The organism is Geodermatophilus sp. SYSU D01119, from assembly GCF_054049975.1.
On record NZ_JBJGYL010000005.1, the window covers coordinates 93,787 to 120,109 of the forward strand.

The window sequence follows — 26,323 nt, forward strand, 5'->3', positions numbered from 1 at the left end:
CGTCAGTCCCGCTCCGCCGCGGCGACCAGCGCGTCCAGCTCCGCCCGGTGGTCCTCGATGAACTGCTCCTCGACCTCGTGGGTGATCTCGGTCGACCGGTCGCGGTAGTCGGTCTCCTCGCGGCAGCCGAGATCGGCCAGGGCGAGCTCCACCTCGCGCTCGGCCAGCGCGTCGAGGGCAGCCTGGTCGGGCTCACCGGTCGACGTGCCGTCCTCCGAGACCGCGACGTCCTCGTAGATCGCGTTCAGCTCGTCGTGGACGGAGTTCTGCGCGTCGGCCTGGGTGACGTGACCCCCGTGACCGGCGGCGTCCATGCACTCGGCCCACTCGCGGTCGAGGTCGGCCATGCCCGGCCACGTGGCGGTGCTGGTGTACAGCTCGTCGATGGCCGCGAACAGGGACGCGAACTCCTCGGACTGCGAGGGGTCCTCACCGGCCACCTCGTGCTGTGCGGCTCCCTGGCACCCGGCGGTGGTCCAGTCGTACTCGTAGGAGCCGTCCTCGGCGAGGTCCTCCTCGTCGGGCACGGGGCCCGACAGCGCCTCGTAGAAGGCCGTCTGCTCCGACTCCGACAGGCTGGCCACGTAGTCGGCGTTGGGGTCGACGTACTCCTCCTCCGGCACCGGCTGCTCGTTGTAGGGGGAGTTGACCGCGCCGTACCCGTACTGGCTCACCCAGTCCCGGTCGTCGGGCTCCCACTCGACGTCCTCGGAGGAGACGAAGGTGGCCGACTGCGTGTTCGGCGTGTACTCGAAGCCCTGCTCCTGCATGCAGCGGGCGACGAGTTCTTCCACCTGCTCCTGCTCCTCGGCGAACCGGCGCTCCTGCTCCTCGGGGGACAGGTCGCCGCCGTACACCGCGTCGAGGTACTCGGACAGCGGCGAGGTCTGCTCGGCGGTGCCGGTCGCCGCACCGGAGTCCCCGTCCGAGCCCGAACAGCTGGACAGCAGCAGTGCCAGGGCGGCGACGGCCGACACCCGGGCGAGAGCAGGACGGACGTGCACGAGGCCTCCCGGCGGACGATGTTGAGCGCACGGTAGGGGGCCGGAACCGCTGCGTACATCATCCTCGGGACGGATTCCCGAGGTGTCGTCCCGGGACGGGGCGGGTGGTCCGCCACGTCCCTGGACGCCTCCGCACGGGGACCCCGCCCGGTGCGGGGCCGGGGGCGCTCAGCCGGGCGGGCGGACGTCGACCCGCAGCGGGTGGTCGGCCGGCACCTCGACCAGCACCAGCGCGACGCCGTCGGGGTCGGTCACCGTCGCCTCGAGCAGCCCCCACGGCCTGCGCGCGGGCGGGTCGACGACGGGGACGCCGGCCCGCGAGAGCCGGTCCACCTCCGCGGCGAGGTCCCGCACCTGTACCCACAGGGCCAGGCCACGCGGCGGCTCGGCGGCCCGCCCGGACACCTCGAGCAGGCCGTTGCCGAGGAAGAACACCAGCCCGCGGTGCTCCGGCGGGCCGAACTCGCGGTAGACGGCCAGCCCCAGCACGTCCCGGTAGAACGCCTGCGACCGCTCGGGATCGGTGGGCCGCAGGAGCACCCGGCTGCTCAGCACGTCCATGCCGCCCATCCTCGACCCGCGCATACCCTCGGCCGGTGACCCGTCCCGCCCCGCCGGCGGCGCCCCCCGCCGACCGGCGGCGGGACCTGCGCGCCGACTGCTCCGCCTGCGCCGGCCTGTGCTGCGTCCTGCCGGCCTTCGCCGCCTCCGCCGACTTCGCGGTCGACAAGCCCGCCGGGCAGCCGTGCGTCCACCTGACCGGCCTGGACGTCGGGGCGGCCCGCTGCGGCATCCACGCCGACCTGCGGCAGCGCGGCTTCCCCGGCTGCACGGTGTTCGACTGCTTCGGCGCCGGCCAGCGGCTGGTGCAGGTCGTCGCCGCCGAGCGCCCGGCCGCCGACCCCGGCGTGGCCGCCGCCTTCCCCGTCCTGCGGCAGCTGCACGAGCTGCTCTGGTACCTCGCCGAGGCCGCCGCCCTGCCGCTGCCGGCGCCGCTGCGGGCCGACGTCGCCGCGCTGTCCGGGCGCACCGAGCGGCTGGCGGCCGGCACGCCCGCTGAGCTCGCCGCCGTCGACCCCGCCGCCGTCCGCGCGGAGGCCGGCGAGCTGCTCGGCCGGGTGAGCGCCGCGGCCCGCCCCGGCGGGCGCGACCGCCGCGGCGCCGACCTCGTCGGGGCGGCGCTGCGGAACGCCGACCTGCGGCGGGCGGGTCTGCGCGGCGCCTACCTGATCGCCGCCGACCTGCGGGGCGCGGACCTGCGCGGCGCCGACCTCCTCGGGGCGGACCTGCGGGGTGCCGACCTGCGCGGCGCCGACCTCACCGGCGCGCTGTTCCTCACGAGGCCCCAGGTGGCCGCCGCCCGCGGCGACGCCGCCACCCGGCTGCCGGCCGGGCTGGAGCGCCCGCCGCACTGGGGAGCGGCGGTCAGCCCGCCGCGTCCTCGTCGTCGGGGCGGCCGCGGCGGCGCAGCAGGCCGGTGACCCCGGCGACCCGGGTCTGCGCCTGACGGATCGTCGCGATCATCGGCATCAGGTCCTCGTCGATGGTGCGGATGATGTCCGGCACCGCGTCGACGGCGGGGTCGTCGAGCACCCGGCCGACCCGCTCCAGCCCGGGCTTGAGCGCCCGCACCGGCTCCTCGAGCTCGCCGACCAGCGCCTCCAGCCGCTCGGCGGTGCGCTGCGCCGAGGAGATCGCCGACGTCGCCGTGGAGGTGGCGGTGATCAGCTCGCGGACCGCGCCGTTGAGGTCGGTCAGGGTGCGCGGGAGCTGGGCCAGCGCCTCGGTCTGCGTCTGCAGGAGCGTCAGCAGCTCCGTGAGGCCGGGGATCTTCGGCATGCCGAGACGGAAGGGGTCCACGACGGCAACCGTCGCGCCCCCGCCGTCCGCCCCGCAACTCAGCCGGGCAGCACCTCGCGCCACCGCTTCCCGGCGGCCCGGCCGCTGCGGACGTCGGCCAGCCCCCGCAACGCGTGGATGTCGTGCCAGGTCCCGGTGAGCAGCCCGAACACCCCGACGCCGGTCTCGAGCATGGAGGGGTGCGGCGGAGGCATCCCGTTGGGCCGCACGAAGGTGACCTTCCACCGCTGACCGGCCGCCGTCAGCACCAGCCCGCCGCCGAACCACCACCACGGCCAGGACACGTCGGTCACCTGCGCCAGCGGGACGTCGAACACCGGGGTGTCGCTGACGAAGGTCAGCCCGCCCTGCGCCGTCGCCAGGTAGCCGGGGACGTTGCGCAGCCCCCCGATCAGCCACGCCGGTGAGACCAGTGCCTGCGTCGTGGGGTGCACGCCGCTCCTCTCAGAGAGCCCTCAGGATGTCCTCGACGCGCTCACGCGCGTCGCCGAACAGCATCCGGGTGTTCTCGCGGAAGAACAGGGGGTTCTGCACGCCGGCGTACCCGGTGCTCATCGACCGCTTGAACACCACGACGTGCTCGGCCTCCCAGACGTGCAGCACGGGCATGCCGGCGATCGGGCTGCCCGGGTCCTCGGCCGCCGCGGGGTTGACGGTGTCGTTGGCGCCGATGACGAGCACGACCGACGTCTTCGCGAGGTCGTCGTTGATCTCGTCCATCTCCAGGACGACGTCGTAGGGCACCTTCGCCTCGGCGAGCAGCACGTTCATGTGCCCGGGCAGCCGCCCGGCGACGGGGTGGATGCCGAACCGGACCTCCACGCCTTTGTCGGTGAGGGTGCGGGTGAGGTCGGCGACGGCGTTCTGCGCGTGCGCCACCGCCATGCCGTAGCCGGGGGTGATGACGACGGAGTCGGCGTCGCGCAGCATCTGCGCGACCTCCTCGGCGGTGACCTCGGTGTGCTCGCCCTCGACGGCGGCCGCCGCGGTGCTGCCCTCGTTGCCGAAGCCGCCGGCGATGACCGACAGGAACGAGCGGTTCATCGCCTGGCACATGATGTAGCTGAGGTAGGCACCCGAGGAGCCGACCAGCGCGCCGGTGATGATCAGCAGGTCGTTGTCGAGCAGGAAGCCCGACGCCGCGGCCGCCCAGCCCGAGTAGCTGTTGAGCATCGAGACGACGACGGGCATGTCGCCGCCGCCGATCGAGGCGACCAGGTGCCAGCCCAGCCCGAGCGCCAGCACGGTGAGCGCCGACAGCACGCCGAGGCCGGGGGAGAGGACGAAGACGACGGTCAGGCCGACGAAGACGGCGAGCGCGCTGACGTTGAGCGCGTTCTTGCCCGGCAGGACCAGCGGGTTGCTCCGGATCCGCCCCGACAGCTTGAGGAACGCGACGATCGAGCCGGTGAAGGTGACCGCGCCGATGAAGACGCCGATCGCCACCTCGGCCGAGTGGATGCCGACCGGCAGCCCGAGCTCCTCGGCCTCCCCGGCCGGGGCCCCCTCCACCGACAGGTAGCCGTTCCAGCCGACGAGCACCGCGGCCAGGCCGACGAAGCTGTGCAGCAGCGCGATGAGCTCGGGCATGCCGGTCATCTCGACGATGCGCGCCCGCCAGATGCCGATGGCAGCACCCAGGGCCATCGCGACGACGATCAGCCCGACGGCGAGCGCGTCGCCGTTGCGCCAGGCCAGCCCGATCGTGGCGACCAGCGCGATCGCCATGCCGGCGATGCCGTACGCGTTGCCCGCCTTCGCCGTCTCGTGCCGGGAGAGCCCGGCCAGGCTCAGCACGAACAGCAGGCCGGCGACGATGTAGGCGGCCGAGGCCGCGGTGGTGGCGGTCATGGGTCAGGCCCTCCGGAACATGCCGAGCATGCGGCGGGTCACCGCGAAGCCACCGAAGACGTTGATGCTCGCCAGCAGCACGGCGAGGAAGGCGAGCACGGTGACGACCGTGCTGACGTGCCCGAGCTGCAGGACGGCGCCGACCACGATGATCCCGGAGATCGCGTTGGTGACGCTCATCAGCGGGGTGTGCAGCGCGTGGTGCACGTGCCCGATGACGTAGAACCCGACGACCACCGACAGGGCGAACACCGTCAGGTTGCCGATGAGCTGGTCGGGGGAGAAGGCGGCCAGCAGGAACAGCAGCGCGGCGCCGAGCCCGACCAGCGCGGCCCGCCGCTGCGGCGCGGGGGCCTTCGCGGCCGGTGGTGGCAGCGGCGCCGGTGGTGGCGCGGCGGCCGCGGCGGGCGCCGCGGAGACCTGCACCGGCGGCGGGGGCCACAGCTTCTCGCCGGCCCGGGCCACGGTCATGCCGCGCACCACGACGTCGTCGAGGTCGAGGACCAGCCGCCCGTCCCCGCCCGGGGTGAGCAGCTTGACCAGGTTCACCAGGTTCGTGGCGAACAGCTGCGAGGCCTGCGCGGGCAGCCGGGCGGGCAGGTCGGTGTAGCCGATGATCGTCACGCCGTTCGGCGTCACCACCACCTCGTCGGGCACCGAGCCCGCGACGTTGCCGCCCTGCGCGGCGGCCATGTCCACGACCACCGACCCCGGCTTCATGCTCGCCACCATGTCCTCGGTGAGCAGCCGGGGCGCGGGGCGGCCGGGGATGAGCGCGGTGGTGATGACCACGTCGACGTCGCGGGCCTGCTCGGCGTACATGACGGCGGCGCGGGCGTTGAAGCTCTCCGAGGTCACGGACGCGTAGCCGGTGCCGCCGCCGGCCGCCTGCTCCTCCTCGTCGGCCGGGACGCCGACGTACTCGCCGCCCAGCGAGCGCACCTGCTCGGCGACCTCGGGCCGGACGTCGGTGGCCCGCACGATGGCGCCCAGGCTGCTGGCCGCGCCGATCGCGGCGAGGCCCGCGACGCCGGCGCCGGCGACGAACACCTTGGCCGGCGGCACCTTGCCCGCCGCGGTGACCTGGCCGGTGAAGAACCGGCCGAAGGCGTGCGCGGCCTCCACGACGGCGCGGTAGCCGGCGATGTTCGCCATCGAGGACAGCACGTCGAGCGACTGCGCCCGGGAGATGCGCGGGACGGCGTCCATGGCCAGCGCGGTGACCCCGCGGGCGACCAGCGCGTCGAGCAGGTCGGGGGACAGGGCCGGGGCCAGCAGGCTGACCAGGACGGCGTCGGGCCGGAGCAGCGCGACCTCGTCGGCGGTGGGGGCGTTGACGTGCAGGACGACGTCGGCGCCCCACGCCTCGGCCGCCGACCCGATGCGGGCGCCCGCGGCGACGTAGGCCTCGTCGGGGAAGTCGGCGCGCCCCCCGGCGCCGGACTGGACCAGGACCTCGTGGCCGAGGGCGAGCAGCTGCCCGACGCTCACGGGCGTCGCGGCCACCCGCGTCTCGTTCCGTCGGGTCTCTGCCGGCACACCGATGAGCACGCGCACTCCAACGTCAGTTCGGGCCGGCCCCGTTGCCGGCGTGACTGGGTGGTGCAGCGGGGAGGCGGGCGGCCCGACCCCGGTGAGGCATGGTGGCAGGCCGATCCGGCATCCGGTGCCACCCGGCCCCGTTTCGTGACGCGGATCGCACCGCGCCCGGCGTCAGCCCACGCGGTCGGCGACGTCGCGCAGGACGGCCGTCCAGTCCTCCAGGACGGCCTCCCGGCCGGTGCGCACCACCACGACGTCGGTGGCGGGGTCGACGTAGACGAACTGCCCCTTGTTGCCGCGGGCGGAGAACCGGCCCTCCCGCTCGGTGTCCACCCACCACCAGTACTGGTAGTGCTCGGCCGGGTCGCCGGTGGTGTCCCGCGCGGTCGCTTCGGCCACCCACGCCGCGGGCACCACCTGCCGGTCGCCGGCGCGGCCCTCCCGGGCGAACAGCAGGCCGAAGCGGGCGTAGTCGAGGGCGCGGGCGTTGAACCCGCTCTCCATCTTGGGGAAGCCCGACGCGGTGCTGTCGGCGCTCCAGCTCGCGTCGGCCTCGGCGCCCATCGGCCCCCACAGCGCCTCGGCGGTGAAGTCCTCGACCGGCTCGCCGACGGCCCGCTCGAGCACCATCCCGACGAGCAGCGGGTTGTAGTTGTTGTAGAGCCAGGTGCGCCCGGGTAGCTCCTCGACCTCGGCGGTCAGCGCGAGCGCCCGCAGGTCGGGGGCGTAGTAGGTGAGCGCGTCGTCGCTCCAGGGCAGCCCCTGCTCCTCGTAGGACAGGCCCGAGGACATGGTGACCAGGTGCCGCAGGGTGACCTCGGCGAAGCGGGGGTCCCGGTCGAGCAGCTCGGGCACGTACTCGGTGACCGGGTCGTCGAGGCTGCCGATGTGCCCCCGCTCGACCGCGAGGCCCACCAGCGTCGACAGCACCGACTTGGCCACCGAGAACGACGTCTGCAGCGACTCGCGGGACTGGCCCTCGCCGTAGAGCTCGAGCAGCACCTCGTCGCCGCGGAGGACGACGAACGCGGTCGACTCCGTCCGCTCCAGGAGCGCGTCGAGGTCCTCCTCGTCCGAGCCGGGCACGCTCACGCGGTCCAGGACGCCGGCCGGCAGCGACCCCTCGCGCAGCGGCAGCACGTCGTCGCCGGCCGGGACGGGCAGCCGCGGGAAGCGCAGCCGGTCGTCGACGTCGGCGTCCATCCACACGAGCGCCCGGGCGACGCCGGAGGAGTCGAGCGAGGCGCGCGCCCACAGCTGCAGCCCGCCGCCGAGCGCCACCGTCCCGACGAGGACGGCGACCAGGCCCGCGGCGACCCGGCCGCGACGCCGGCGGACCAGCCGGGCCGCGCACCAGCCGAGGGCGACCGCGGCGACGGCGACGAGGACCAGCCAGGCGGACACGGCTGCGCACAGTAGGTGCCCGGCGCCGGGAACGGCAGCGGCCGGCGCCCCGGAGGGGGACGCCGGCCGCTGGTGCGGTGCTGGAACGGCCTCGCTGCAGGGGCCCACCGCGAGTGCGCGAGCGGTGGGGGGCAGCGAGGCCCCTATCCGGTGTAGGGCGCGCCCAGCGGGTCGACCGTCGGGTAGGCGTCGACCGTGGCGGCCAGGCGGTCGGCCGCCCAGTCGCCGTCGCCGAGCACGTGGTCGATCGCGGTGAGCCGGCTGGTGTAGTGGCCGACGCTGTACTCCGCGGTGACCCCGATGCCGCCGTGCAGCTGGATGGCCTCCTTGCCCACGTGCCGGCCCGCGCGGCTGGTCTGCAGCCGGGCCCGGTTCCCCGCCGCGACGACGTCGCCGCCGGCGTCGGCCACCATGCTCGCCCACAGCGCGGTGCTGCGGGCCAGCTCCACGGACACGTACATGTCCGCGGCGCGGAAGGTCAGCGCCTGGAACCGGTTGAGGGTCACGCCGAACTGCTTGCGGGTCTTGAGGTACTCCGCGGTGATCCGCAGCGCGGTCTCCATCGCGCCGACCGACTCGTTGGCGTAGGCGATGCGGGCCAGGGCCTGCACCCGCTCGACGTCGGCGCTGCGGTCGGCGGTGCCCTCGCCGAGCAGCTCGGCCGGGGTGCCGTCGAGGGTCACGTTGGCCGCGCGGCCGCCGTCGTGGGTGCGGTAGCCGGTGCGGGTCAGGCCCGCGGCGTCGCCCGGGACGAGGAACAGCGCGGTGCCGCCGTCGACGGTCGCCGAGACCACCAGCACGTCGGCGCGGGCGCCGTTCGCGACGGGCTCCTTGACGCCGGTCAGCCGCCAGCCGTCCCCGTCCCGCGTGGCGGTGACCGCCGACGCCGACGGGCTCCAGCGGGTGGCGGGCTCGGCGTGCGCGAACGCCAGCACGCTGCTGCCCTCCGACAGCGGCCCGAGGACCGCCGTCCGCTGCGCGGCGGTGCCGACGGCGGCCACCAGGCCGCCGGCCAGGACCACGGCCTCGACGAAGGGCTCGGGCGCCAGCACCCGGCCGATCTCCTCGGCCACGATGCCGACCTCGATCGGGCCGGCGCCCATGCCGCCGTCCTCCTCGGCGAAGGGCAGGCCCAGCACGCCCATCTCGGCCAGCTGCGCCCACGTCTTCTCGTCGAAGCCGGGGTCGTTCCCGACGACCGAGCGGCGCCGCTCGGTGTCGGGGTAGGCGCGCTGCAGCAGGCCGCGCACGGCCTCCCGCAGGTCGTTCTGCTCGCTGTCGTAGGTGAAGTCCACGGCTACCTCACAGCCCCAGGATCGTGCCGGCGATGATGGTCCGCTGGACCTCGTTGCTGCCTCCGTAGATGGAGACCTTGCGGTAGTTCAGGTACTCGGGCGTCGCCACCCGGGCCCAGTCGGGCACCGCGGAGCCGCCGTCGGCGAAGGAGGCCAGCGAGAGCGGGCCGGCGATGTCGACGATCAGCTCGGTGGCCGCCTGCTGCAGCTCCGAGCCGCGCAGCTTGAGCACCGACGACGCCGGGTGCGGCTTGCCGTCGGCGGAGTTGGCGACCACGCGCAGCGCGGTGAGCTCGAGCGCGAGCAGCTCGTTCTCCAGCTCGGCGATGCGGGCGGTGGTGCGCGGGTCCTCCGACAGCGGGCGGCCGCCGAGGGTGATCTCGCGGGCGAACTCCTTGGCCTGCGCGATCAGCTTCTTGGTGGAGCCGACGCGGGCGATGCCGACGCGCTCGTTGCCGAGGAGGAACTTGGCGTAGTCCCAGCCGCGGTTCTCCTCGCCGATCAGGTTCTCGGCCGGCACCCGGACGTCCTCGAAGAAGACCTCGTTGACCTCGTGGCCGCCGTCGATGAGCTGGATCGGCCGCAGGGTGACGCCGGGGGTGTCCATCGGGAAGACCAGCATCGAGATGCCGCGCTGCTTCTTCTCCGCCGTCGGGTCGGTGCGGACCAGGCAGAAGATCCAGTCGGCGTGCTGGCCGAGGGTGGTCCAGGTCTTCTGGCCGTTGACCACCCAGTCGTCGCCGTCGCGGACGGCGGTGGTGCGCAGCGACGCGAGGTCGGAGCCGGCGTCGGGCTCGGAGAAGCCCTGGCACCACCAGATGTCGAGGTTGGCCGTCTTGGCCAGGAAGCGCTCCTTCTGCTCCTGGTTGCCGAAGGCGGCGATGACCGGCCCGATCATGCTGGCGTTGAACGCCAGCGGCTCGGGGACGTTGGCCAGCTGCATCTCCTCGCGCCAGATGTGGCGCTGCAGCGGCGTCCAGTCGCGGCCGCCCCACTCGACCGGCCAGTGCGGCACGGCGAGCCCGGCGGCGTTGAGGACCTGCTGGGCCTCGACGAACTGCTCGCGGCTCAGGTGCCGCCGCGCGGCGACCTGGTCGCGGATCTCCTCCGGCACCTGCGTGGTGAAGAAGGTGCGCATCTCATCCCGGAAGGCCTCCATCTCCGGGGAAAGCTGCAACCGCATGGGACCTCTCTCCTGACGGCGACGGCGCCGTCTCGACGTGTCCCCCGACGATCCCACACCTGTTACTCGGGAGTAGATCCGGAGTACCGGGCGCGTCGGGCCGGGGGAGGTGGACGTGCCCGGGCCCCGGACGGCGCTGCCGCCCGGGGCCCGGGGTGGTGCGGAGCGCGTCAGAACGTGTCCCAGAACGCGCAGTTCGCGTCCGCGGCGACGTCGACCGGCCCGATGCCCCCGGCGGAGGCGAGGTCGAGGCCCTGGACGTCGGACGGGTCGGAGTAGCGGTGCCAGGCCGGCACGCCGCGGCCGTTCGGGTTGCCGGTGGCGGCGAAGTTGGTCCAGTACCGGACCATCGCCGTCGACAGCTCCTGCTGCTCGGCGGTCAGGCCGTCCCCGAACAGGCCGGGGAACAGGAACGGCAGCTCGCCGGCGTGCTGCGCGCCCTCCTCGTAGAGCCCCGCCGGGAAGGAGAACGGCGGGCGCGAGAAGTCCAGCAGCGGGTCGGCCGTCCGGTCGCGGAACTGGTAGGCGTAGACGCGGTCGCGGCGGGGCCGCTGGTCGAGCGCCTCGTAGGCGTCCACGTGCTCGCAGGTCGACAGCGCGCTGCCGGTGTCGCTGGCGATCGCGGCGAGCACCCGCAGCGGCGAGCCGTACTCCGCCAGCGGGTAGCGGGCCGCGACCTCGCCCGCCCGGGCGCCGTAGCGCTGCGCCAGCACGGCGTCGTAGGAGTTCGGGTCGAGCAGCGCGGGCAGCTGCGCCGACGGGACGCCGAGCGGGGTGAACAGCGTGTTCTCGTCCTGCAGGTTGCCGTGGATCACCGGCACCCGGTTCCAGTTGCCGGAGGTGATCGCGTCGGCCGGCTGCACCGGCAGGGAGGACCCGCCGACGACGAACGAGCCGCCGCCGGCCGGCCAGCGGCGCAGCAGGTCGGCCACCGGCGCCCGCTGCAGGCACGCGACGACGGCGGCACCCTCGCCGGTGCAGCCGACGGCCGTGGCCACGCCCTCGCCGACCGTCTCGGCCTCGTCGAGGGAGGCGTAGCGGGTGGTGCAGCTGTAGCTCTGCGCGATCGCCTTGTCGAACAGCCCGGCGGCCGTGGGGGAGGCGAGCTGCGCGCAGACCGACGACGCCCCGGCCGACTCGCCGAAGATCGTCACGTTGCGCGGGTCGCCGCCGAAGGCCGCGACGTTGCGCTCCACCCACCGCAGCGCGGCCTGCTGGTCGAGCAGCCCGGCGCTGCCGGAGCCCTCGGGGCCGACCGCCGCGGACAGGTCGTCCTGGGCGAGGAAGCCGAACGGGCCGAGCCGGTAGTTGACCGTCACGACGACGACGTCGCCCTCGAGCGCCAGCTCGCTCGCGTCGTAGCGGTCGCCGCTGCCGGTGCGCCAGGAACCGCCGTGGATCCACACCATGACGGGCAGCCGGTCGCGGCGGGCGTCGAGGCCCGCGGGGGTGGTGACGTTCAGGTACAGGCAGTCCTCCTCGGTGGAGGACGTCGGGTTGGTCAGGCTCGACACCTGCGGGCAGGCGCTGCCGGGCTGCGTGGCGTCGAGCGTGTCCTCCCACGGCTGCACCGGCTGCGGCGGGCGGAACCGGAGGTCGCCGACCGGCGGGGCGGCGAAGGGGATGCCCTGGAAGAGGCGGTAGTCGCCGGGACGGGAGCCCGCGACGGCCCCCTCGGCGGTCTCGACCACCAGCGGCGCGCGGTCGGGCGGACCGCCCGGTGCGGCCGCGGCGGGGGTGGCGGTGGCGAGGGCGCCCGCGGTGAGCGCGGCGCCGGTGACGGCGGCGAGCAGCGACCTGCGGGCCCGCCGGGGGAGGGAGAGGGGCAAGGAGACCTCCAGCGTTCCGGCCCGCCACGTCGGTGTGAGCTGGGCCACGGACGTGTGGGACACTAGCCGCAGGTGTTCCACGACCGGCGGCCGCCCCCGGGTGCCGGTACCGCCGGGAGCAGGATGTCCGGGTGCCCGGGGGGAACCGCCTGCTGCTGGCCGCGGTCCTCCTCACCGCGCTCAACCTGCGCGCCGCCATCGCCGCCGTCGGGCCGGTCCTCGACGACGTCCGCGCCGACACCGGCCTGTCCGCCGCGGCCGCCGGGCTGCTCACCACCCTGCCGGTGCTGTGCTTCGCGCTGCTCGCGCCGGCGTCGGCCGCGGCCGGGCGCCGCCTCGGCGCGGGGCGCGCGGTGCTCGGCTCGCTGCTGCTGCTCGCCGTCGCCCAGGCGCTGCGGGTGCTCGACGGGCCGCCGGTGCTGCTCGTGGGCACCTTCGTGGCCGGGGCGGCCATGACGGTGGGCAACGTGCTGCTGCCGGCGGTGGTGAAGGCCGGCTTCGGCCGGCGCGCGGGCACGGTGACCGGCCTCTACACCGCGGCCCTGGTCGCGGGCGCCGCCGCGGGTGCCGCGCTGACCGCACCGCTGGCCGCCGTCCTGGGCTGGCGCGGGGCGCTCGCCGCCGAGGGCGTGCTGGCGCTGGTCGCGGCCGGGGTGTGGGCGCGGGCCGCGCGAGGCGCGGACGCCACCGCCCCGGCGCCCGCGGCGCCGCGCGGCTTGGCGCCGGTGTGGCGCTCGCCGGTGGCGTGGGCGGTGACCGCGGTGCAGGCGCTGCACTCGACGCTGTACTTCTCGCTCACCGCGTGGCTGCCGACGCTGCTGGCCGACCGCGCCGGCACCGACGCGGCCACCGGGTCGCTGGCCGCGTCGGTCTACCAGGTGCTCGGCATCGCCGGCAGCCTGCTCGTGCCGGCCGTGCTGGCCCGCTCGCGGGGGCAGGCGGGGCTGGCGCTGGGCGTCGCCGCGCTGTGGGTGGTGCCGGTGGGCGGGCTGCTCGCCGCGCCGGGGGCCTGGCCGGCGTGGGCGGTGGTGGGCGGGCTCGCGCAGGGCGCCGGCATCGCCCTCGCGGTGACCCTGGTGGTGCTGCGCTCGGCCGACGCGGGCGTGGCCGCCCGGCTGTCGGGGATGAGCCAGCTCGTGGGCTACGGCGTCGGCGCGCTCGGTCCCGTCGTCGTCGGGGCGCTGTCGGAGGCCACCGGCGGGTGGACCGCGCCGCTGCTGCTCCTGCTGGCCCTCGGCGCCGGGCTGGCGGCGGCCGGGGTGGCCGCCGCCCGCCCGGTGCGGATCGGCTGAACCGGCGTCAGGGCAGCTGCACGACGTCGGCCACCACGCCGCCGTCGGCGGTGAGCCGCTCGGGCGCCGGGCTGTCGTAGACGACGAGCAGCCGCCCGGCCCCGTCGCCGTCCCCGCCCGTCCCGAGCAGGCCGATGCCCTCGGCGTGGTCGTCGCCGTCGCCGAAGGGCAGCACCAGCTCGCGGGTGAGCAGGTCGCCGCGGACGACGGCCGGCTCCTCGCACACCACCGCGCCGTGCCAGCGGTAGACGTACACCGGGCCGTCGAGGTCCATCGTGGGGCCGGCGAGCACCAGCAGGTCGTCGCCCTGCGGGCACAGGTCGCGGACGCCGAGCCCGGCCAGCCGGAGCACGTGCTTGCGGTAGCGGCGGCCGTCGGGGAACTTCCGGAGCCGCAGCCGGGCGGGGTCGCGCTCGTCGACCTCGGGCCGCAGCTCCAGCACCACGGCCCAGCCGCGCAGCACCGGCCCGCGCAGGCCGAGGTAGACGCGCTCGCCCGCGACGGCGATGCCCTCGACGTCGAGGCCGTTGTCCTTGCTCGGGATGCCGAGGAACGGGCCGAGGTGCTCGTCGTCGGCCAGCAGGTCGCGCAGGTCCTTGCCGCGGGCACCGAAGACGGCGGCGCTGCGGGTGCCGTCGTCCTTGACCAGGGTGGGCAGCCCGTCGACGTCGACCACCGGGATGCGGGCGATGATCTGCCGCCGCGGCTGGCCGGTGATCGTGGCGAGCCGGCGCAGGGCCTTGGCGCCGTCGTGCTCGTCGCGGATCCGGCGGCGGCGCAGGCTGTGCGAGCCGACCGCCCACACCGCGCCGTCGTGGCGGGCGATGCCCTCGATGTCGGCCTCCTCCTCCACGTCGGGGCCGGTGCCGCCGGGCAGGGGCACGAGGTCGGCGAGGGAGAAGGTCGTCTGGTCGCCGTAGGCGGTCGGGTCGGCGGGGTCGTCGGCGACGAGCCGCTCGATCGTGGCGGTCTCGTCGCCGGCCACCCAGAGGACCGGCCCGTCGCTGCGGACGGCGGAGAGGTTGGTGTGCGTGCGGCTCTGGCGCGAGGCCGAGCCGAACCGGAGGGTCACCGTGCGGGTCGTCGTCACGGGCGGGCACTGTGGCACGGTCCGGCGCTGTCCGGGGGCCTCGCCGTCGTCGTACCGTGCGGCATGGATCTCGTCTGTCCCAAGTGCCAGGGCACGATGCGCACCTACGAGCGCAACGGCGTGCACGTCGACCAGTGCACCGAGTGCCGCGGCATCTTCCTCGACCGCGGGGAGCTCGAGCGGCTCGTCGACGCGGAGAACTCCTGGCACGGCGCCGCGGCCGGCGGCCAGCACGCCCAGCCGGCGCAGCAGCAGCCCCAGCACCAGCAGCAGTACGGCCAGCAGCACGGCGCGCAGTACCCGGCCGCGGCGGGCGGGGCCGGGCTCGGCGCGGTGGTGAACGAGGTGCTCGGCGCGGTGCGCGGCTCGCAGGGCCACTCGTCGTCGCACGGCTCCTACGGCTCGCACGGGAAGAAGCGCAAGGAGTCGTTCCTCTCCGACCTGTTCGGCTGACGCGCGGTCGTGCCCTGCCCACCGTGGTGTGCAGAGCACGACCCGCCGAGGGACGGATACCGTGCCGTCCGTGGCGGCGCGGGAACTGGTCGTGCTCGGCACCGCGAGCCAGGCGCCCACCCGCACCCGCAACCACAACGGCTACCTGCTGCGGTGGGACGGCCGCGGCTTCCTCTTCGACCCCGGCGAGGGCACCCAGCGGCAGATGCTGCTGGCCGGCGTGCCGAGCAGCGCCGTCCACCGGATCCTGGTCAGCCACTTCCACGGCGACCACTGCCTCGGCCTGCCCGGCGTCGTCCAGCGGATGTCGCTCGACGGCGTCGCCCACCCGGTCGCCGCGCACTACCCGGCGTCCGGTCAGCAGTGGTTCGACCGGCTCCGCCACGCGTCGGTGTTCGCCGACCGCGCCGAGATCCGCGAGGAGCCGGTGCACGACGACGGCGTCCTGGCGGAGGACCCGGCCGGGACGATCGAGGCGCGCCGGCTTGAGCACCCGGTGCCCTCGGTCGGCTACCGGCTGGTCGAGCCCGACGGACGGCGGATGCTGCCCGACCGGCTGGCCGCCGCCGGGGTGGCCGGCCCCGACGTCGGCCGGCTGCAGCGCGAGGGCGTCCTGCGGGTGGGGGAGACGACGGTGCGCCTGGAGGACGTGAGCGAGCCGCGGCGCGGGCAGGTGTTCGCCTTCGTCATGGACACCCGCATGTGCCCCAACGTCGCGGCGCTGGCCGAGGGCGCCGACCTGCTCGTGATCGAGTCGACCTTCCTGGCCGAGGACGAGGCGCTCGCCCGGCAGTACGGCCACCTCACCGCCCGGCAGGCGGCGCGGGTGGCGGCCGACGCGGGCGTCCGGCGGCTGGTGCTCAGCCACTTCTCCCAGCGCTACCCCGACCCGCGCGCCTTCGCGGAGGAGGCGCGTGCCGAGTTCGACGGCGACCTCGTCGTCGCCGAGGACCTGCAGCGGGTGCCGGTGCCGCCCCGGGTCCCGGTGGGTGAGGGCGCCGCGGACGGGTAGCCCCCGCGCACCGCACCCGAGGAGGACCGCCGATGCCCCGGCTCGACGCCACGACGCTGCCCCACCTCAGCCCCTCGGTGTGGACGCCCCGCTACGACCGGTCGGAGGTGACCGTCGGGATCGTGCACCTCGGCGTCGGCGGCTTCCACCGCTCGCACCAGGCGATGTACGTCGACCGGCTGCTGGAGTCCGGGCAGACGGTCTGGGGCATCTGCGGCGTGGGCGTGCTGCCGTCGGACCGGCGGATGGCCGAGGTGATGGCCGCGCAGGACCGGCTCTACACGCTGGTGGTCAAGCACCCCGACGGCTACACCGAGGCGCGGGTGGTCGGCTCGATCGCCGAGTACCTGCTCGCCCCCGACGACCCGGACGCCGTGGTGGAGCGGATGGCGGCGCCCGGCACCCGGATCGTGTCGCTGACGGTCACCGAGGGCGGCTACAACACCTCCTACGACACCGGCCGGTTCGACACCGGGGCGCCCGCGGTCGTCGCCGACCTGCGGCCGGGAGCCCCGCCGCGGACGACGTTCGGTCTGGTCACCGAGGCGCTGGTGCGCCGGCGCGAGCGCGGGCTCCCGCCGTTCGCCGTCGTCTCCTGCGACAACATCCCCGGCAACGGTCACCTGGCCCGGGAGGCGTTCGCCGCCTTCGCCGGGCTGCGCGACCCGGCGCTGGGGGAGTGGGTGGCCGCGGAGGTGGCCTTCCCGAACTCGATGGTCGACCGGATCACCCCGGTCACCACCGACGCCGACCGCGAGCAGTTGGCCGCCGCGACCGGGATCGAGGACGCCTGGCCGGTGGTGTGCGAGCCGTGGACCCAGTGGGTGCTGGAGGACTTCCCGGGCGCCCGCCCGCCGCTGGAGGACGTCGGCGTGCAGGTGGTCGCCGACGTCGGCCCGTACGAGCTCATGAAGCTGCGGCTGCTCAACGCGGGCCACCAGGTGCTGGCCCACCTCGGCCGGCTGGCCGGGCACGGCTACGTGCACCAGGCCAGCCAGGACCCGCTGTTCCGCGAGTTCCTGGTCGGCTACCTCGACGAGGAGGCCACCCCGACGCTGCCGCGGGTGCCGGGCATCGACCTGCGCCGCTACAAGGCCGACCTGGTGGGCCGCTTCGCCAACCCCGCCGTCGCCGACACCCTGGCGCGGATCTGCGAGAACGCCTCCGACCGCATCCCGCAGTTCCTGCTCCCGGTGATCCGCGCGGACCTGGAGGCCGGCCGGGACGTCCGCCGGTCGGTGGCGGTGCTGGCCGGGTGGGCGCGTTCCGCCGAGGGCGCCGACGACGCCGGCCGGCCCCTCGAGCTGTCCGACCCGCGCGGCGAGGCCTTGACCCGCCGGGCGCGCGACGCCGACCCGCTGGAGTTCCTCCGCGAGCGCGACGTCTTCGGCGACCTGGCCGACGACCCGCGGGTGGCCGGGCCGTTCGTGGCGACCCGGACCGCGCTGCGCGAGCGGGGCGCCCGGGCGACCGTCGAGGACCTCGTGCGCGGCCCCCGGCGGCGCCGGGCCGGGTAGGAGCGGCCCCCGGCGGCGCCGGGCCGGGGCGGAGCGGGCCGGGTAGAACGGGAGGGGTGTTCGACGGCACGGGGTTCGCACCCGACTGGTTCGGCCTGCTCGGCCGCGAGGTCCTCCGCGAGCGGCGCGCGGCGCTCATCGCCGAGGCCTGCGCCTGGACGGTGGGCCTGTCCGACCGGCCGCACCACACCCGGCTGCGCGGGCGGCTGGTGGCCACCGGCTCCACGATCGGCGACCGCGCCGCCACCGGTCAGCCGCTGTCCGGGGAGGAGGACGGCCGCATCGAGCTCGGCGACGCCCGGCCCGGCAGCTTCCAGGACGCGCTCAACGCCGTCGACGCCGACGGCACCGTGTTCGCCGACCGGTTCGACCGCGAGGTGATCGAGCCGTTCGTGCACGAGACCTGCGTGCTCGCCGCGGAGCGCGCCCGCCGCACCCGCCCGGCGCGGTGGGCCGACCTGCTCGACGACCTCGGCGAGGACCCCGCCGAGGTCGACCCGGCCGACGTCGTCCGCGCCATGGAGTGGGAGCAGCCGCTGCGCACCGAGGCCGAGCACCTGGTGCTCGCGGCACTCGGCGGCACCCCGCTGCTGGAGGTGGAGGCCGAGGGGCTGCCGCTGTCGCTCGTGCGCGCCGCGGAGGCGGTCACCCGCGCGGCGGCCGCGCCCGCGCCCGCCGAGCCGGGACCCGACGAGGACCTGTCCGGCGCGCTGTTCCTCGCGCTGGCCGCCGTCCGGGAGGCCGGGCTGCCCTCGCCGGTGCCGCCGGCCGAGGCCGGCCGGCTGGTCGCCGCGCTGGCCGGGCAGGGCCTGGAGCCCGAGGAGGTGACCGGCGTGCTGCCGCACCTGCCCCTGGCGCCGGGCACCGCCGACCGGGTGCGCGAGCTCCTCTAGTACGGCAGGCCGGTGTAGTTCTCGGCCAGCTCGCGCGCCGCGGCCTCCGACGAGCACACCCGCCGCAGCTGCGACAGCTGCAGCTCGGCGTCGAACGGGTCGCCGGTGGTGTGCAGCATCGAGGTCATCCACCAGGAGAAGTGGGTGGCCCGCCAGACCCGCCGCAGCGCGGTGTCGGAGTAGGCGTCGGCGAGGTCGGTCTCCTTCTCCTGCAGCAGCCGCACGAGCGCCCGGGAGAGCAGGACGACGTCGGCGACGGCGAGGTTGAGGCCCTTGGCGCCGGTGGGCGGCACGATGTGCGCGGCGTCGCCGGCGAGGAACAGCCGGCCGCGGCGCATCGGCGCGCTGACGAAGGAGCGCATCGGCAGGATCGACTTCTCGAGCACCGGGCCGGTGTTGATCTCCCAGCCGTCGAGCGCGAAGCGGGTGGCCAGGCCCTCCCAGATGCGGTCGTCGGACCAGTCCCCGATCTCCTCCGACGGGTCGACCTGCAGGTACAGCCGCGACACCGACGGCGAGCGCATCGAGTACAGCGCGAACCCGTCGGGGTGCCAGGCGTAGATGAGCTCGTCGGTGGCCGGGGCGGCCTCGGCCAGGATGCCCAGCCACGCGTAGGGGTAGGTGCGCTCCCACAGCTGCTGCGAGGTGCCCCCGGCGACGACGGCGCGCGAGGGGCCGTGGAAGCCGTCGGTGCCGGCGACGACGTCGCACTCGAGCACCTGCGGGGTGCCGTCGGCGTCGGTGAAGCGGATGCGCGGGCTGTCGGTGTCGACGTCCTCGATCGCGACGTCGGAGACGTCGAAGTGCAGCGGCGGGCCGCCGGCGAGCTGGGCGGCGACGAGGTCCTTGACCACCTCGGTCTGCCCGTAGACCCACACCCGGCGACCGCACAGCTCGGGGAAGCCGAGGGTGTGCCGCACGCCGGGGTACTGCAGGTGGATGCCGCGGTGCTCGAGGCCCTCGCGGTGCAGCCGGTCACCCATGCCGGCCTCGGTCAGGACGTCGACGGTGCCCTGCTCGAGGATGCCGGCGCGGATGCGGGCCTCGACGTACTCGCGGGACCGGTTCTCCAGCACCACCGAGTCGATGCCCTGCAGGGCGAGCAGCCGCGACAGCAGCAGGCCGGCCGGGCCGGCGCCGATGATCCCCACCTGGGTGCGCATGGCCCGAGTGTGACCCGGGCTACGAGCCGGTGGACACCTCGTCCTCCCGCTCAGCGGAAGACCGGCGTGGTGGCCAGCGCCCGTCCGATGCCGCGGGCGGCGACCTCCAGCACCGGCACCAGCCGGGGGAGGTCGCGCCGGTGGCTGGGGACGACGATGCCCAGCGCCGCGGCGACGACGGTGCCGCCCGCGCGCTCGACGCGCACCGGCACCGCCACTGACAGCGTGCCCAGCGACATCTCCTCCGCGGTGCGCGCCCACCCGCGGCGGCGGACCTCGGTGAGCTCGCGGCGCAGCCGGGCGGGGTCGACGACGGTGTGCCGGGTGGCTCGGGAGGGCGCGGCGAGCGCCTCGTCGACGACCTCGTCGGGCGCGGAGGCGAGCAGCACCTTGCCGACGCCGGTGGCGTGCAGCGGCAGCCGGCTGCCCACCTGGCTGACCACCGGCACCGACTCGCGGCCGGAGATCCGCTCGACGTAGAGCGCGCACGTCCCGTCGCGGACGGCGAGGTGCACCGTGTCGCGGGTGGCGGTGTGCACGTCGAGCAGGAACGGTGCCGCCACCTGCCGGAGCTCGAGCTGGACGGGCGCGAGCAGGCCGAGGTCCCAGAGCTTGCGGCCGATCTCGTAGCGTCCGTCGGCGCGGCGGGCCAGGGCGCCCCACCCGGTGAGCTCGGCGAGCAGCCGGTGCGCCGTCGTCAGCGGGGTGCCCGAGCGCTCGGCGATCTCGCTGAGCGACAGGCGGGGCGCCGAGGCGTCGAAGGCGTCCAGGATCGCCAGCGCGCGCGAGGTCACCGATCGCCCGGGAGCGGCGCTGCCACCGGCCATCGTCGCCCCCTTCCTCCCAGTGGAAAGCCCGGCTTGGGAGGGTACGCGGCCGGACGTACGTTGCCCGGTATGACCGGGACCACGTCCGAGGGCAGGCTGCTGCTCCCGCGCTACCTCCGCGAACCCGACGCCACGCGGACCCCCGTCGGCTTCCCGGAGTACCGGAGCACCGGGCTGCGGGCGCCGCTGCGGACGCCGGTCGACCTGCCGCACCGGCTCACCGAGGTCACCGGGCCGGTGCTCGGCGAGGACCGCGTGCTGCCCACCGACGCCGACCTCACGTGGCGCAACGGCGGCGAGGCGGTCGGCCAGCGGATCCTCGTGCACGGGCGGGTGCTCGACAGCGGCGGCAGCCCGGTGCCGGGGGCGCTGGTGGAGGTGTGGCAGGCCAACGCCTCGGGCCGCTACCGGCACGTCGTCGACAACTGGCCGGCCCCGCTGGACCCGCACTTCGACGGGCTCGGCCGGGTCGTCACCGACAGCCTGGGCCGCTACGAGTTCCTCACGATCAAGCCCGGGGCCTACCCGTGGGGGAACCACCACAACGCCTGGCGGCCGGCGCACATCCACTTCTCGCTGTTCGGCCGCGCGTTCACCCAGCGCCTGGTCACCCAGATGTACTTCCCGGACGACCCGCTGTTCGGCCAGGACCCCATCTTCAACGCCATCCCGGCGGCCGCCCGGCACCGGGCCATCAGCCGCTTCTCCCTCGAGCGCACCCAGGACAACTGGGCGCTCGCCTTCGAGTGGGACATCGTGCTGCGCGGCACGGACCAGACCCCCTTCGAGACCGACGACGACGGAGACGTGGCGTGACGGCGCACCTCGGACACCCCGACCCGCTCGACGTCCCGCCGGACCCGGCCGAGCCGTTCCAGCCGCGCTCCGGCCGGCGGGGCAGCGGCTTCCTCGACGGCCCGCTCCGGCTGGGGACCACCCCCAGCGCGACCGTCGGCCCCTACCTGGCGATCGGGCTGACCTGGCCCGACGGCGTGTGGGCCGCCGCCGAGGGCACCGAGGGCGGCTTCTGGATCCGCGGCCGGGTGCTCGACGGCAACGGGGACGTCGTCCCCGACGCGATGGTGGAGACCTGGCAGGCTGACCCCGACGGCCGCTTCGCCTCGCCCGAGGACCCGCGGGGGGCGTCGTCCTACCCGGGGTTCCGCGGGTACGCGCGCGCCGCGACGCTGTCGGGCGGGTTCGCCGTCTTCACGCTCAAGCCGGGCCGGGTGCCCGACGGCGAGGGCGGGCTGCAGGCGCCGCACGTCGACGTCTCGGTGTTCGCCCGCGGCCTGCTCGACCGCGTGGTCACCCGCATCTACTTCTCCGACGAGGCCGACGCCAACGCCGAGGACGTCGTCCTGCGCGGGCTGACCGACGACCAGCGGGCCACCCTGCTGGCCACGCCCACCGACGACGGCTACCGCCTCGACATCCGCCTGCAGGGCGAGGGCGAGACGGTCTTCTTCGCCGTCTGAGCGCGCGCCCGACCCGCCGCCGGTAGGAAGAGAGCCGTGACAGGTCTGTTCGCCGGCACGTTCGCCCGGGGCGGTGCGGCGGCGGCCGTCTCCGACGACGCCTGGTTCCGCGCGCTGTTGCAGGTGGAGGCCGCGCTGGCCCGGGCCGCGGCGTCGGCGGGCGTCGTGCCCGCCACCGCCGCCGAGGCGGTGACGGCGGCGTGCGCCGACCCGTCGCGGCTGGACCTGGCCCGCGTCGTCGCCCGCGCCGCCGACGCCGGCAACCCGGTGCCGCCGCTGGTGCGCGCGCTGCAGGACGCGGTGGGCGAGCGCGACGCCGTCGCCGTGCACGTGGGCGCCACCAGCCAGGACGTGCTCGACACCGCGCTGCTGCTGCTCGCGCGCTCGGCGGTCGCGGCGCTCGACGCCGACCTGGCCGCGGCGGCGGAGCTCTGCGCCGGGCTGGCGCGGGCGCACCGCGACGACGTCGTCATGGGCCGCACGCTCATGCAGCAGGCGCTGCCCACCACGTTCGGGCTCAAGGCCGCCACCTGGCTGGCCGGCCTCGACGGGGCCCGGCTGCGGCTGGCGGAGGTGGTGGCCGGGCTGCCGGTGCAGTACGGCGGAGCGGTGGGCACGCTGGCGGCGTCGTCGGGCGCGGGCGTCGTCGTCCGGGAGGCGCTGGCCGCCGAGCTGGGGCTCGTGACCACCGCCGTCCCCTGGTTCACCGTGCGGCTGCCGGTGGCCGACCTCGCCGGGGCGCTCGGCGCCGCGGCCGGGGTGGTGTCGACGGTGGCGCTCGACGTCGTGCTGCTCGCCCAGTCGGAGGTGGCCGAGGCCGCCGAGTTGGGCGAGGGGCGGGGCGGGTCGTCGGCCATGCCGCACAAGCAGAACCCGGTGGCGGCGGTGTCGGCGCGGGCGTGCGCGCGGCGGGCGCCCGGCCTGGTGGCCACGCTGCTCGGCGCGATGGAGCAGGAGCACGAGCGGGCCGCGGGTGCCTGGCACTCGGAGTGGCCCACGCTGACCGACCTGCTGGTCACGGTGGGCTCGGCGGCCTCGTGGCTGGCCGAGAGCCTGCGCGGGCTGCGGCCGGACCCCGCCCGGATGGCCGCCACGGTGGCCGCCGCGGCGGAGGGGTCGCTGGCCGGCGCGCTGGCCGAGGCGCTGACGCCGTCGCTGGGCCGCGGCGCGGCGCACGACGCGGCCGCGGAGGCCGCGCGCACGGCGCGGGAGACCGGCCGGACGCTCGCCGAGGTGGTGGCCGCGCGCGACGACGTCGACGCGGCCGCGGTGCTGACCGCGGCCGCGCCGGACGTGGGGGAGGCCGGCGCGCAGGTGGACGCGGCGCTGGCCGAGCACGACCGACTGACCGAGGGAGAGCGCGGATGACCGCCGTCGAGGTGTCCTACACGGAGGACGGGCCGGCCGACGCGCCGGTCGTCGTCCTGTCCAACTCGCTGGGCGCCACCCGCGGCATGTGGGACCCGCAGGTGCCGGCGCTGGCCGAGCGCTACCGCGTCGTCACCTACGACACCCGCGGGCACGGGGAGTCACCGGCCCCGGCGGGGCCGTGCACGGTGGACGACCTGGTCGACGACCTCGTCGCGCTGCTCGACCGGGTCGGCGCGCGCCGGGCGCACGTGGTCGGGCTGTCGCTGGGCGGGATGACGGCGATGCGGCTGGCCGCGCGCGAGCCCGCCCGGGTGGACCGGCTGGTGCTCGTGGCGACGTCGGCGAAGCCGGACCCGCAGGGCTTCCTCGACCGGGCGGTGCAGGCCCGCTCCGGCGGGACGGCGCCGCTCGCGCCGGCGATCGTGGGCCGCTGGCTGACCCCGGGGTACGCCGCGGAGCACCCCGACCTGGTCGCGCGGCTGGAGGCGATGATCGCCGGGGCGGACGACGGGGGGTACGCCGACTGCTGCGAGGCGGTCGGGCACTTCGACGCCCGCGAGGACCTCGCCCGGATCACCGCGCCGACGCTCGTGGTGTCCGGCGCCGACGACCCGGCGCTGCCGCCGCCGCACCAGCAGGCGATCGTCGAGGGGATCGCCGGCTCGACGCTGCTGACGATCAGCCCGGGGGCGCACCTGCCCAACCTCGAGCAGCCGCTGGAGGTCACCGGGGCGGTGCTGGCGCACCTGGATGCCGCGGGAGGCCACGCGTGAGCGCCTCCGAGGACCGCCCGACGGATGGTCTCGCGACGGACGGGCTCGACTCCGACGACGCCCGCCGCGAGGCGGGGATGCGCACGCGGCGGGAGGTGCTCGGCGACGCCTGGGTGGACCGCGCGGTGGCGAACACGACGCCGTTCACCGCGGGCTTCCAGGACTTCATCACCCGGGTGGCGTGGGGCGACGTCTGGCAGCGGCCGGGCCTGGCGCGCCGCGAGCGCAGCATCGCCACGCTGTCGATCTGCATCGCGCTGCGGCACTGGGACGAGTTCGCGCTGCACGTCCGGGCGGCGGTGCACAACGGGCTGGGCGACGACGAGATCGCCGAGGTCGTGCAGCACGCGGCGATCTACGCGGGGGTGCCGGCGGCCAACCACGCGTTCAAGGTGGCGGCGGGCGTGCTCGCGGAGATGCGCGAGGGCTGACGCCGGGTCGGCCGCCGGGTCAGGCGCGGGGCGCGGGCTCCCGGGGGGTGGGCACGAGCGCCACGCAGAGGGCGGTGACGACGCCGACCAGGACGGTGGCGGTCATGTCGTCGTCGAGCCAGTGCAGCAGGAACGCGGCGCCGACGCCGACGAGCACCGCCAGCACCGCTCGCCGCTGGACACCGTCGCGGTAGCTCTCGCCGGGTCTCATGCCGGGCGACGCTAGGTGGCCGGTGGGCCGGCCCCCGCTCCTGCGGGGGACTCCCGCGGCGGTGTCCCGGGCCGGTTGCGCGCCGTCACCTCGCGGCGGCGGCCGTGCACGGGCGGCTACCGGTGCGGAGGCCGACGCGGCCCTGCTCCCGGGCGCCGCTCGTCGACCTGCGGTCGTCTCGCGGCGCGCGAGGCAGCAGCAGGTCGACACCGCGCGCGGTGGGCGCGGGGAGAACCGCCTCCCGCGCGCGGAAGGCGGGGACGGGGGCCGCCCTCGACCCCCGACAGCGGGGGGACGAGGATCGGACGGAGCGAGACCGGAACGACGACGAGAGGGACGACGTGGCACTCCTGGACGACGGCGCGTGGCAGGGCAAGGTCTGGACGGGTGCGTGGACCGACGGGTCCGGTGGCACCTACGACGCGGTGGAGCCGGCCACCGGGGACGTCATCGCGCCGGTCGGCAAGGCGGCCCCCGAGGACGTCGTCGCGGCGGCCGAGCGGGCCGCGGAGGCGCAGCGCGCGTGGGCCGCCGCCCCGTTCGAGGAGCGCGCCCGCGTGCTGCGCCGCGCCGGCCAGGTGCTCGAGGAGCACGCCGACGAGATCAAGGGCTGGCTGGCCCGCGAGTCCGGCGCGATCCAGCCGTTCGGTGACTTCCAGGTCCACACCAGCGCCCAGGAGTGCTACGAGGCATCCGCGCTGCCGAGCCATCCCTACGGTGAGCTGCTGCGCACCGGCGCCCCGCGGCTGAGCTTCGCCCGGCGCGTGCCGGCCGGCGTCGTCGGCGTCATCGCGCCGTTCAACGTCCCGACCATCCTCGCGATCCGCGCGATCGCCCCCGCGCTCGCGCTGGGCAACGCCGTCGTCCTCAAGCCCGACCCGCGCACCGCGATCTCCGGCGGCGCCGTCTTCGCCCGCGTCTTCGAGGAGGCGGGGCTGCCGGCCGGCGTCTTCCAGGTGCTGCCCGGCGGGGCCGACGTCGGCGAGGCGCTGGTCACCGCGCCGCAGGTGCGGGTCATCGCCTTCACCGGCTCCACGAAGGCCGGCCGGATCGTCGGCGCGCTCGCCGGCCAGCACCTCAAGCGGGCGCACCTCGAGCTCGGCGGCAACTCCGCGCTGATCGTGCTGCCCGACGTCGACGTCACCGCCGCCGCCAGCGTCGGCGCCTGGGGCACCTTCGCCCACCAGGGCCAGATCTGCATGGCCACCAGCCGCCACCTGGTGCACGAGTCGATCGCCGAGGAGTACACCGCCGTCCTCACCGAGAAGGTCGAGAAGCTGCCGGTCGGCGACCCGTTCCGCGAGCAGGTAGCCATGGGCCCGCTCATCGACGCCGGCCAGCGCGACCGCGTGCACGGCCTGGTCACCGCCAGCGTCGAGAAGGGCGCCACCGTGCGCACCGGCGGCACCTACGAGGGCCTTTTCTACCGGCCGACCGTCCTCGGCGGCGTCGCCATCGACCACCCGGCCTACCAGGAGGAGATCTTCGGCCCGGTCGCCCCGGTGACGCCGTTCTCCAGCCTCGACGAGGTCGCGCAGCTCGCCGCCGGCACCGAGTACGGCCTGAGCCTGGGCATCCTCACGCGTGACGTCTACGCCGGCCTCGAGCTCGCCGAGCGCATCCCGTCGGGCCTGGTGCACATCAACGACCAGACGGTCAACGACGAGGCGGTCGCCCCGTTCGGCGGCGTCGGCGCCTCGGGCACCGGCTCCCGGCACGGCGGCCCGCAGGCCAACATCGAGGCGTTCACCGAGACGCAGTGGGTGACCGTCCGCGGCGACCTGCCGGCCTATCCCTTCTGATCAGGTGCACGTCCGCGGAGATGCACCGCGTCCCCGCGGACG

Annotated in this window: 26 protein-coding genes; 12 read left to right on the top strand and 14 right to left on the bottom strand. The window is 75.8% G+C overall.

What is annotated here, in order from left to right; all coding sequences use genetic code 11:
* Positions 1–2 precede the first annotated feature (2 nt).
* Positions 3–1,004, bottom strand: coding sequence for a hypothetical protein (locus ACI79X_RS05285; protein ID WP_457024372.1), 1,002 nt, complete (start codon positions 1,002–1,004; stop codon positions 3–5).
* A gap of 168 nt (positions 1,005–1,172) precedes the next feature.
* A complete protein-coding gene (locus ACI79X_RS05290; RefSeq protein WP_457024373.1) occupies positions 1,173–1,565 on the bottom strand; it encodes a VOC family protein in 393 nt (130 codons plus the stop codon).
* A 35-nt stretch (positions 1,566–1,600) separates the two neighbouring features.
* Between ACI79X_RS05290 and ACI79X_RS05295 the strand changes: the two genes are divergently transcribed.
* Positions 1,601–2,485 carry a pentapeptide repeat-containing protein gene (locus tag ACI79X_RS05295; protein ID WP_457024374.1) on the top strand — a complete coding sequence of 295 codons (885 nt, stop codon included), beginning with the start codon at positions 1,601–1,603 and terminating at the stop codon, positions 2,483–2,485.
* Here ACI79X_RS05295 and ACI79X_RS05300 read toward each other — a convergent pair.
* The 8 genes from ACI79X_RS05300 to ACI79X_RS05335 all read right to left on the bottom strand — a co-directional run bounded on the left by ACI79X_RS05300 (position 2,430) and on the right by ACI79X_RS05335 (position 11,968).
* Complete coding sequence (locus tag ACI79X_RS05300) at positions 2,430–2,864, bottom strand: hypothetical protein (protein ID WP_457024375.1); 435 nt, start codon at positions 2,862–2,864, stop codon at positions 2,430–2,432. The genes ACI79X_RS05295 and ACI79X_RS05300 overlap by 56 nt on opposite strands.
* Before the next feature lie 38 nt (positions 2,865–2,902).
* On the bottom strand, positions 2,903–3,298 hold the full coding sequence (locus ACI79X_RS05305; protein ID WP_457024376.1) for a hypothetical protein: 396 nt from the start codon (positions 3,296–3,298) through the stop codon (positions 2,903–2,905).
* Between the two features lie 10 nt (positions 3,299–3,308).
* Positions 3,309–4,715: a Re/Si-specific NAD(P)(+) transhydrogenase subunit beta gene (gene pntB, locus ACI79X_RS05310; RefSeq protein ID WP_457024377.1), complete on the bottom strand. Its 1,407-nt coding sequence runs from the start codon at positions 4,713–4,715 to the stop codon at positions 3,309–3,311.
* A gap of 3 nt (positions 4,716–4,718) precedes the next feature.
* A complete protein-coding gene (locus ACI79X_RS05315; RefSeq protein ID WP_457024378.1) occupies positions 4,719–6,272 on the bottom strand; it encodes a Re/Si-specific NAD(P)(+) transhydrogenase subunit alpha in 1,554 nt (517 codons plus the stop codon).
* Positions 6,273–6,428: 156 nt separating this feature from the next.
* A complete protein-coding gene (locus tag ACI79X_RS05320; RefSeq protein WP_457024379.1) occupies positions 6,429–7,661 on the bottom strand; it encodes a serine hydrolase domain-containing protein in 1,233 nt (410 codons plus the stop codon).
* A gap of 143 nt (positions 7,662–7,804) precedes the next feature.
* Positions 7,805–8,956, bottom strand: coding sequence for an acyl-CoA dehydrogenase family protein (locus ACI79X_RS05325; protein ID WP_457024380.1), 1,152 nt, complete (start codon positions 8,954–8,956; stop codon positions 7,805–7,807).
* 7 nt (positions 8,957–8,963) lie between these two features.
* Positions 8,964–10,139, bottom strand: a complete 1,176-nt coding sequence (locus ACI79X_RS05330) for an acyl-CoA dehydrogenase family protein (protein WP_457024381.1) — start codon at positions 10,137–10,139, stop codon at positions 8,964–8,966.
* Between the two features lie 170 nt (positions 10,140–10,309).
* Positions 10,310–11,968, bottom strand: a complete 1,659-nt coding sequence (locus ACI79X_RS05335; RefSeq protein ID WP_457024382.1) for a carboxylesterase/lipase family protein — start codon at positions 11,966–11,968, stop codon at positions 10,310–10,312.
* A 131-nt stretch (positions 11,969–12,099) separates the two neighbouring features.
* Here ACI79X_RS05335 and ACI79X_RS05340 point away from each other — a divergent pair, with 131 nt between their 5' ends.
* Positions 12,100–13,260, top strand: coding sequence for an MFS transporter (locus ACI79X_RS05340; protein ID WP_457024383.1), 1,161 nt, complete (start codon positions 12,100–12,102; stop codon positions 13,258–13,260).
* Between the two features lie 7 nt (positions 13,261–13,267).
* Here ACI79X_RS05340 and ACI79X_RS05345 read toward each other — a convergent pair whose 3' ends face one another.
* On the bottom strand, positions 13,268–14,350 hold the full coding sequence (locus tag ACI79X_RS05345; protein ID WP_457024384.1) for a DUF3616 domain-containing protein: 1,083 nt from the start codon (positions 14,348–14,350) through the stop codon (positions 13,268–13,270).
* A gap of 63 nt (positions 14,351–14,413) precedes the next feature.
* Here ACI79X_RS05345 and ACI79X_RS05350 point away from each other — a divergent pair, with 63 nt between their 5' ends.
* The 4 genes from ACI79X_RS05350 (at position 14,414) to ACI79X_RS05365 (ending at position 18,225) form a co-directional block, all read left to right on the top strand.
* On the top strand, positions 14,414–14,803 hold the full coding sequence (locus tag ACI79X_RS05350; RefSeq protein WP_457024385.1) for a TFIIB-type zinc ribbon-containing protein: 390 nt from the start codon (positions 14,414–14,416) through the stop codon (positions 14,801–14,803).
* Between the two features lie 70 nt (positions 14,804–14,873).
* Positions 14,874–15,815, top strand: coding sequence for a ribonuclease Z (locus ACI79X_RS05355; RefSeq protein WP_457024386.1), 942 nt, complete (start codon positions 14,874–14,876; stop codon positions 15,813–15,815).
* A gap of 32 nt (positions 15,816–15,847) precedes the next feature.
* Positions 15,848–17,332 (top strand): mannitol dehydrogenase family protein, encoded by a 1,485-nt coding sequence (locus ACI79X_RS05360; protein WP_457024387.1) that lies wholly within the window; start codon positions 15,848–15,850, stop codon positions 17,330–17,332.
* 56 nt (positions 17,333–17,388) lie between these two features.
* The gene (locus tag ACI79X_RS05365) at positions 17,389–18,225 is read left to right on the top strand and encodes a hypothetical protein (protein WP_457024388.1); all 837 of its coding nucleotides are present in this window, start codon (positions 17,389–17,391) and stop codon (positions 18,223–18,225) included.
* Here ACI79X_RS05365 and ACI79X_RS05370 read toward each other — a convergent pair.
* Both ACI79X_RS05370 and ACI79X_RS05375 read right to left on the bottom strand, forming a co-directional pair.
* Positions 18,222–19,388 carry a 4-hydroxybenzoate 3-monooxygenase gene (locus ACI79X_RS05370; protein WP_457024389.1) on the bottom strand — a complete coding sequence of 389 codons (1,167 nt, stop codon included), beginning with the start codon at positions 19,386–19,388 and terminating at the stop codon, positions 18,222–18,224. The two genes, ACI79X_RS05365 and ACI79X_RS05370, sit on opposite strands and share 4 nt — an antisense overlap.
* Positions 19,389–19,438: 50 nt before the next feature.
* Entirely contained in the window at positions 19,439–20,215 is a 777-nt protein-coding gene (locus ACI79X_RS05375; protein WP_457024390.1) for an IclR family transcriptional regulator, read from the bottom strand.
* 69 nt (positions 20,216–20,284) lie between these two features.
* Between ACI79X_RS05375 and pcaH the strand changes: the two genes are divergently transcribed.
* Genes pcaH through pcaC form a run of 5 tightly spaced genes read left to right on the top strand, consistent with a single transcriptional unit; the run spans position 20,285 to position 24,268 of the window.
* The gene (gene pcaH / locus ACI79X_RS05380) at positions 20,285–21,031 is read left to right on the top strand and encodes a protocatechuate 3,4-dioxygenase subunit beta (RefSeq protein ID WP_457024391.1); all 747 of its coding nucleotides are present in this window, start codon (positions 20,285–20,287) and stop codon (positions 21,029–21,031) included.
* A complete protein-coding gene (gene pcaG / locus ACI79X_RS05385) occupies positions 21,028–21,693 on the top strand; it encodes a protocatechuate 3,4-dioxygenase subunit alpha (RefSeq protein ID WP_457024392.1) in 666 nt (221 codons plus the stop codon). The genes pcaH and pcaG overlap by 4 nt, the downstream gene beginning before the upstream one ends.
* Before the next feature lie 36 nt (positions 21,694–21,729).
* The gene (pcaB, locus tag ACI79X_RS05390; RefSeq protein WP_457024393.1) at positions 21,730–23,061 is read left to right on the top strand and encodes a 3-carboxy-cis,cis-muconate cycloisomerase; all 1,332 of its coding nucleotides are present in this window, start codon (positions 21,730–21,732) and stop codon (positions 23,059–23,061) included.
* Positions 23,058–23,837 carry a 3-oxoadipate enol-lactonase gene (gene pcaD, locus ACI79X_RS05395; protein ID WP_457024394.1) on the top strand — a complete coding sequence of 260 codons (780 nt, stop codon included), beginning with the start codon at positions 23,058–23,060 and terminating at the stop codon, positions 23,835–23,837. Before pcaB ends, pcaD begins: the two co-directional genes overlap by 4 nt.
* Positions 23,834–24,268 (top strand): 4-carboxymuconolactone decarboxylase, encoded by a 435-nt coding sequence (pcaC, locus tag ACI79X_RS05400; RefSeq protein WP_457024395.1) that lies wholly within the window; start codon positions 23,834–23,836, stop codon positions 24,266–24,268. The genes pcaD and pcaC overlap by 4 nt, the downstream gene beginning before the upstream one ends.
* A gap of 19 nt (positions 24,269–24,287) precedes the next feature.
* On the opposite strand, the gene ACI79X_RS05405 is transcribed toward pcaC, so the two are convergent.
* The gene (locus ACI79X_RS05405; RefSeq protein WP_457024396.1) at positions 24,288–24,479 is read right to left on the bottom strand and encodes a hypothetical protein; all 192 of its coding nucleotides are present in this window, start codon (positions 24,477–24,479) and stop codon (positions 24,288–24,290) included.
* Positions 24,480–24,820: 341 nt separating this feature from the next.
* Between ACI79X_RS05405 and ACI79X_RS05410 the strand changes: the two genes are divergently transcribed.
* Positions 24,821–26,281 carry a benzaldehyde dehydrogenase gene (locus ACI79X_RS05410; protein WP_457024397.1) on the top strand — a complete coding sequence of 487 codons (1,461 nt, stop codon included), beginning with the start codon at positions 24,821–24,823 and terminating at the stop codon, positions 26,279–26,281.
* Positions 26,282–26,323: the final 42 nt, after the last annotated feature.

Excerpts from the sequence above, each read along its gene's own strand:
- ACI79X_RS05290 (WP_457024373.1), bottom strand. The coding sequence starts at position 1,565 with ATGGACGTGCTGAGCAGCCGGGTGCTCCTGCGGCCCACCGATCCCGAG.
- pntB (WP_457024377.1), bottom strand. The coding sequence starts at position 4,715 with ATGACCGCCACCACCGCGGCCTCGGCCGCCTACATCGTCGCCGGCCTG.
- ACI79X_RS05330 (WP_457024381.1), bottom strand. The coding sequence starts at position 10,139 with ATGCGGTTGCAGCTTTCCCCGGAGATGGAGGCCTTCCGGGATGAGATG.
- ACI79X_RS05350 (WP_457024385.1), top strand. The coding sequence starts at position 14,414 with ATGGATCTCGTCTGTCCCAAGTGCCAGGGCACGATGCGCACCTACGAG.
- ACI79X_RS05360 (WP_457024387.1), top strand. The coding sequence starts at position 15,848 with ATGCCCCGGCTCGACGCCACGACGCTGCCCCACCTCAGCCCCTCGGTG.
- ACI79X_RS05370 (WP_457024389.1), bottom strand. The coding sequence starts at position 19,388 with ATGCGCACCCAGGTGGGGATCATCGGCGCCGGCCCGGCCGGCCTGCTG.
- ACI79X_RS05375 (WP_457024390.1), bottom strand. The coding sequence starts at position 20,215 with ATGGCCGGTGGCAGCGCCGCTCCCGGGCGATCGGTGACCTCGCGCGCG.
- pcaH (WP_457024391.1), top strand. The coding sequence starts at position 20,285 with ATGACCGGGACCACGTCCGAGGGCAGGCTGCTGCTCCCGCGCTACCTC.
- pcaD (WP_457024394.1), top strand. The coding sequence starts at position 23,058 with ATGACCGCCGTCGAGGTGTCCTACACGGAGGACGGGCCGGCCGACGCG.
- ACI79X_RS05405 (WP_457024396.1), bottom strand. The coding sequence starts at position 24,479 with ATGAGACCCGGCGAGAGCTACCGCGACGGTGTCCAGCGGCGAGCGGTG.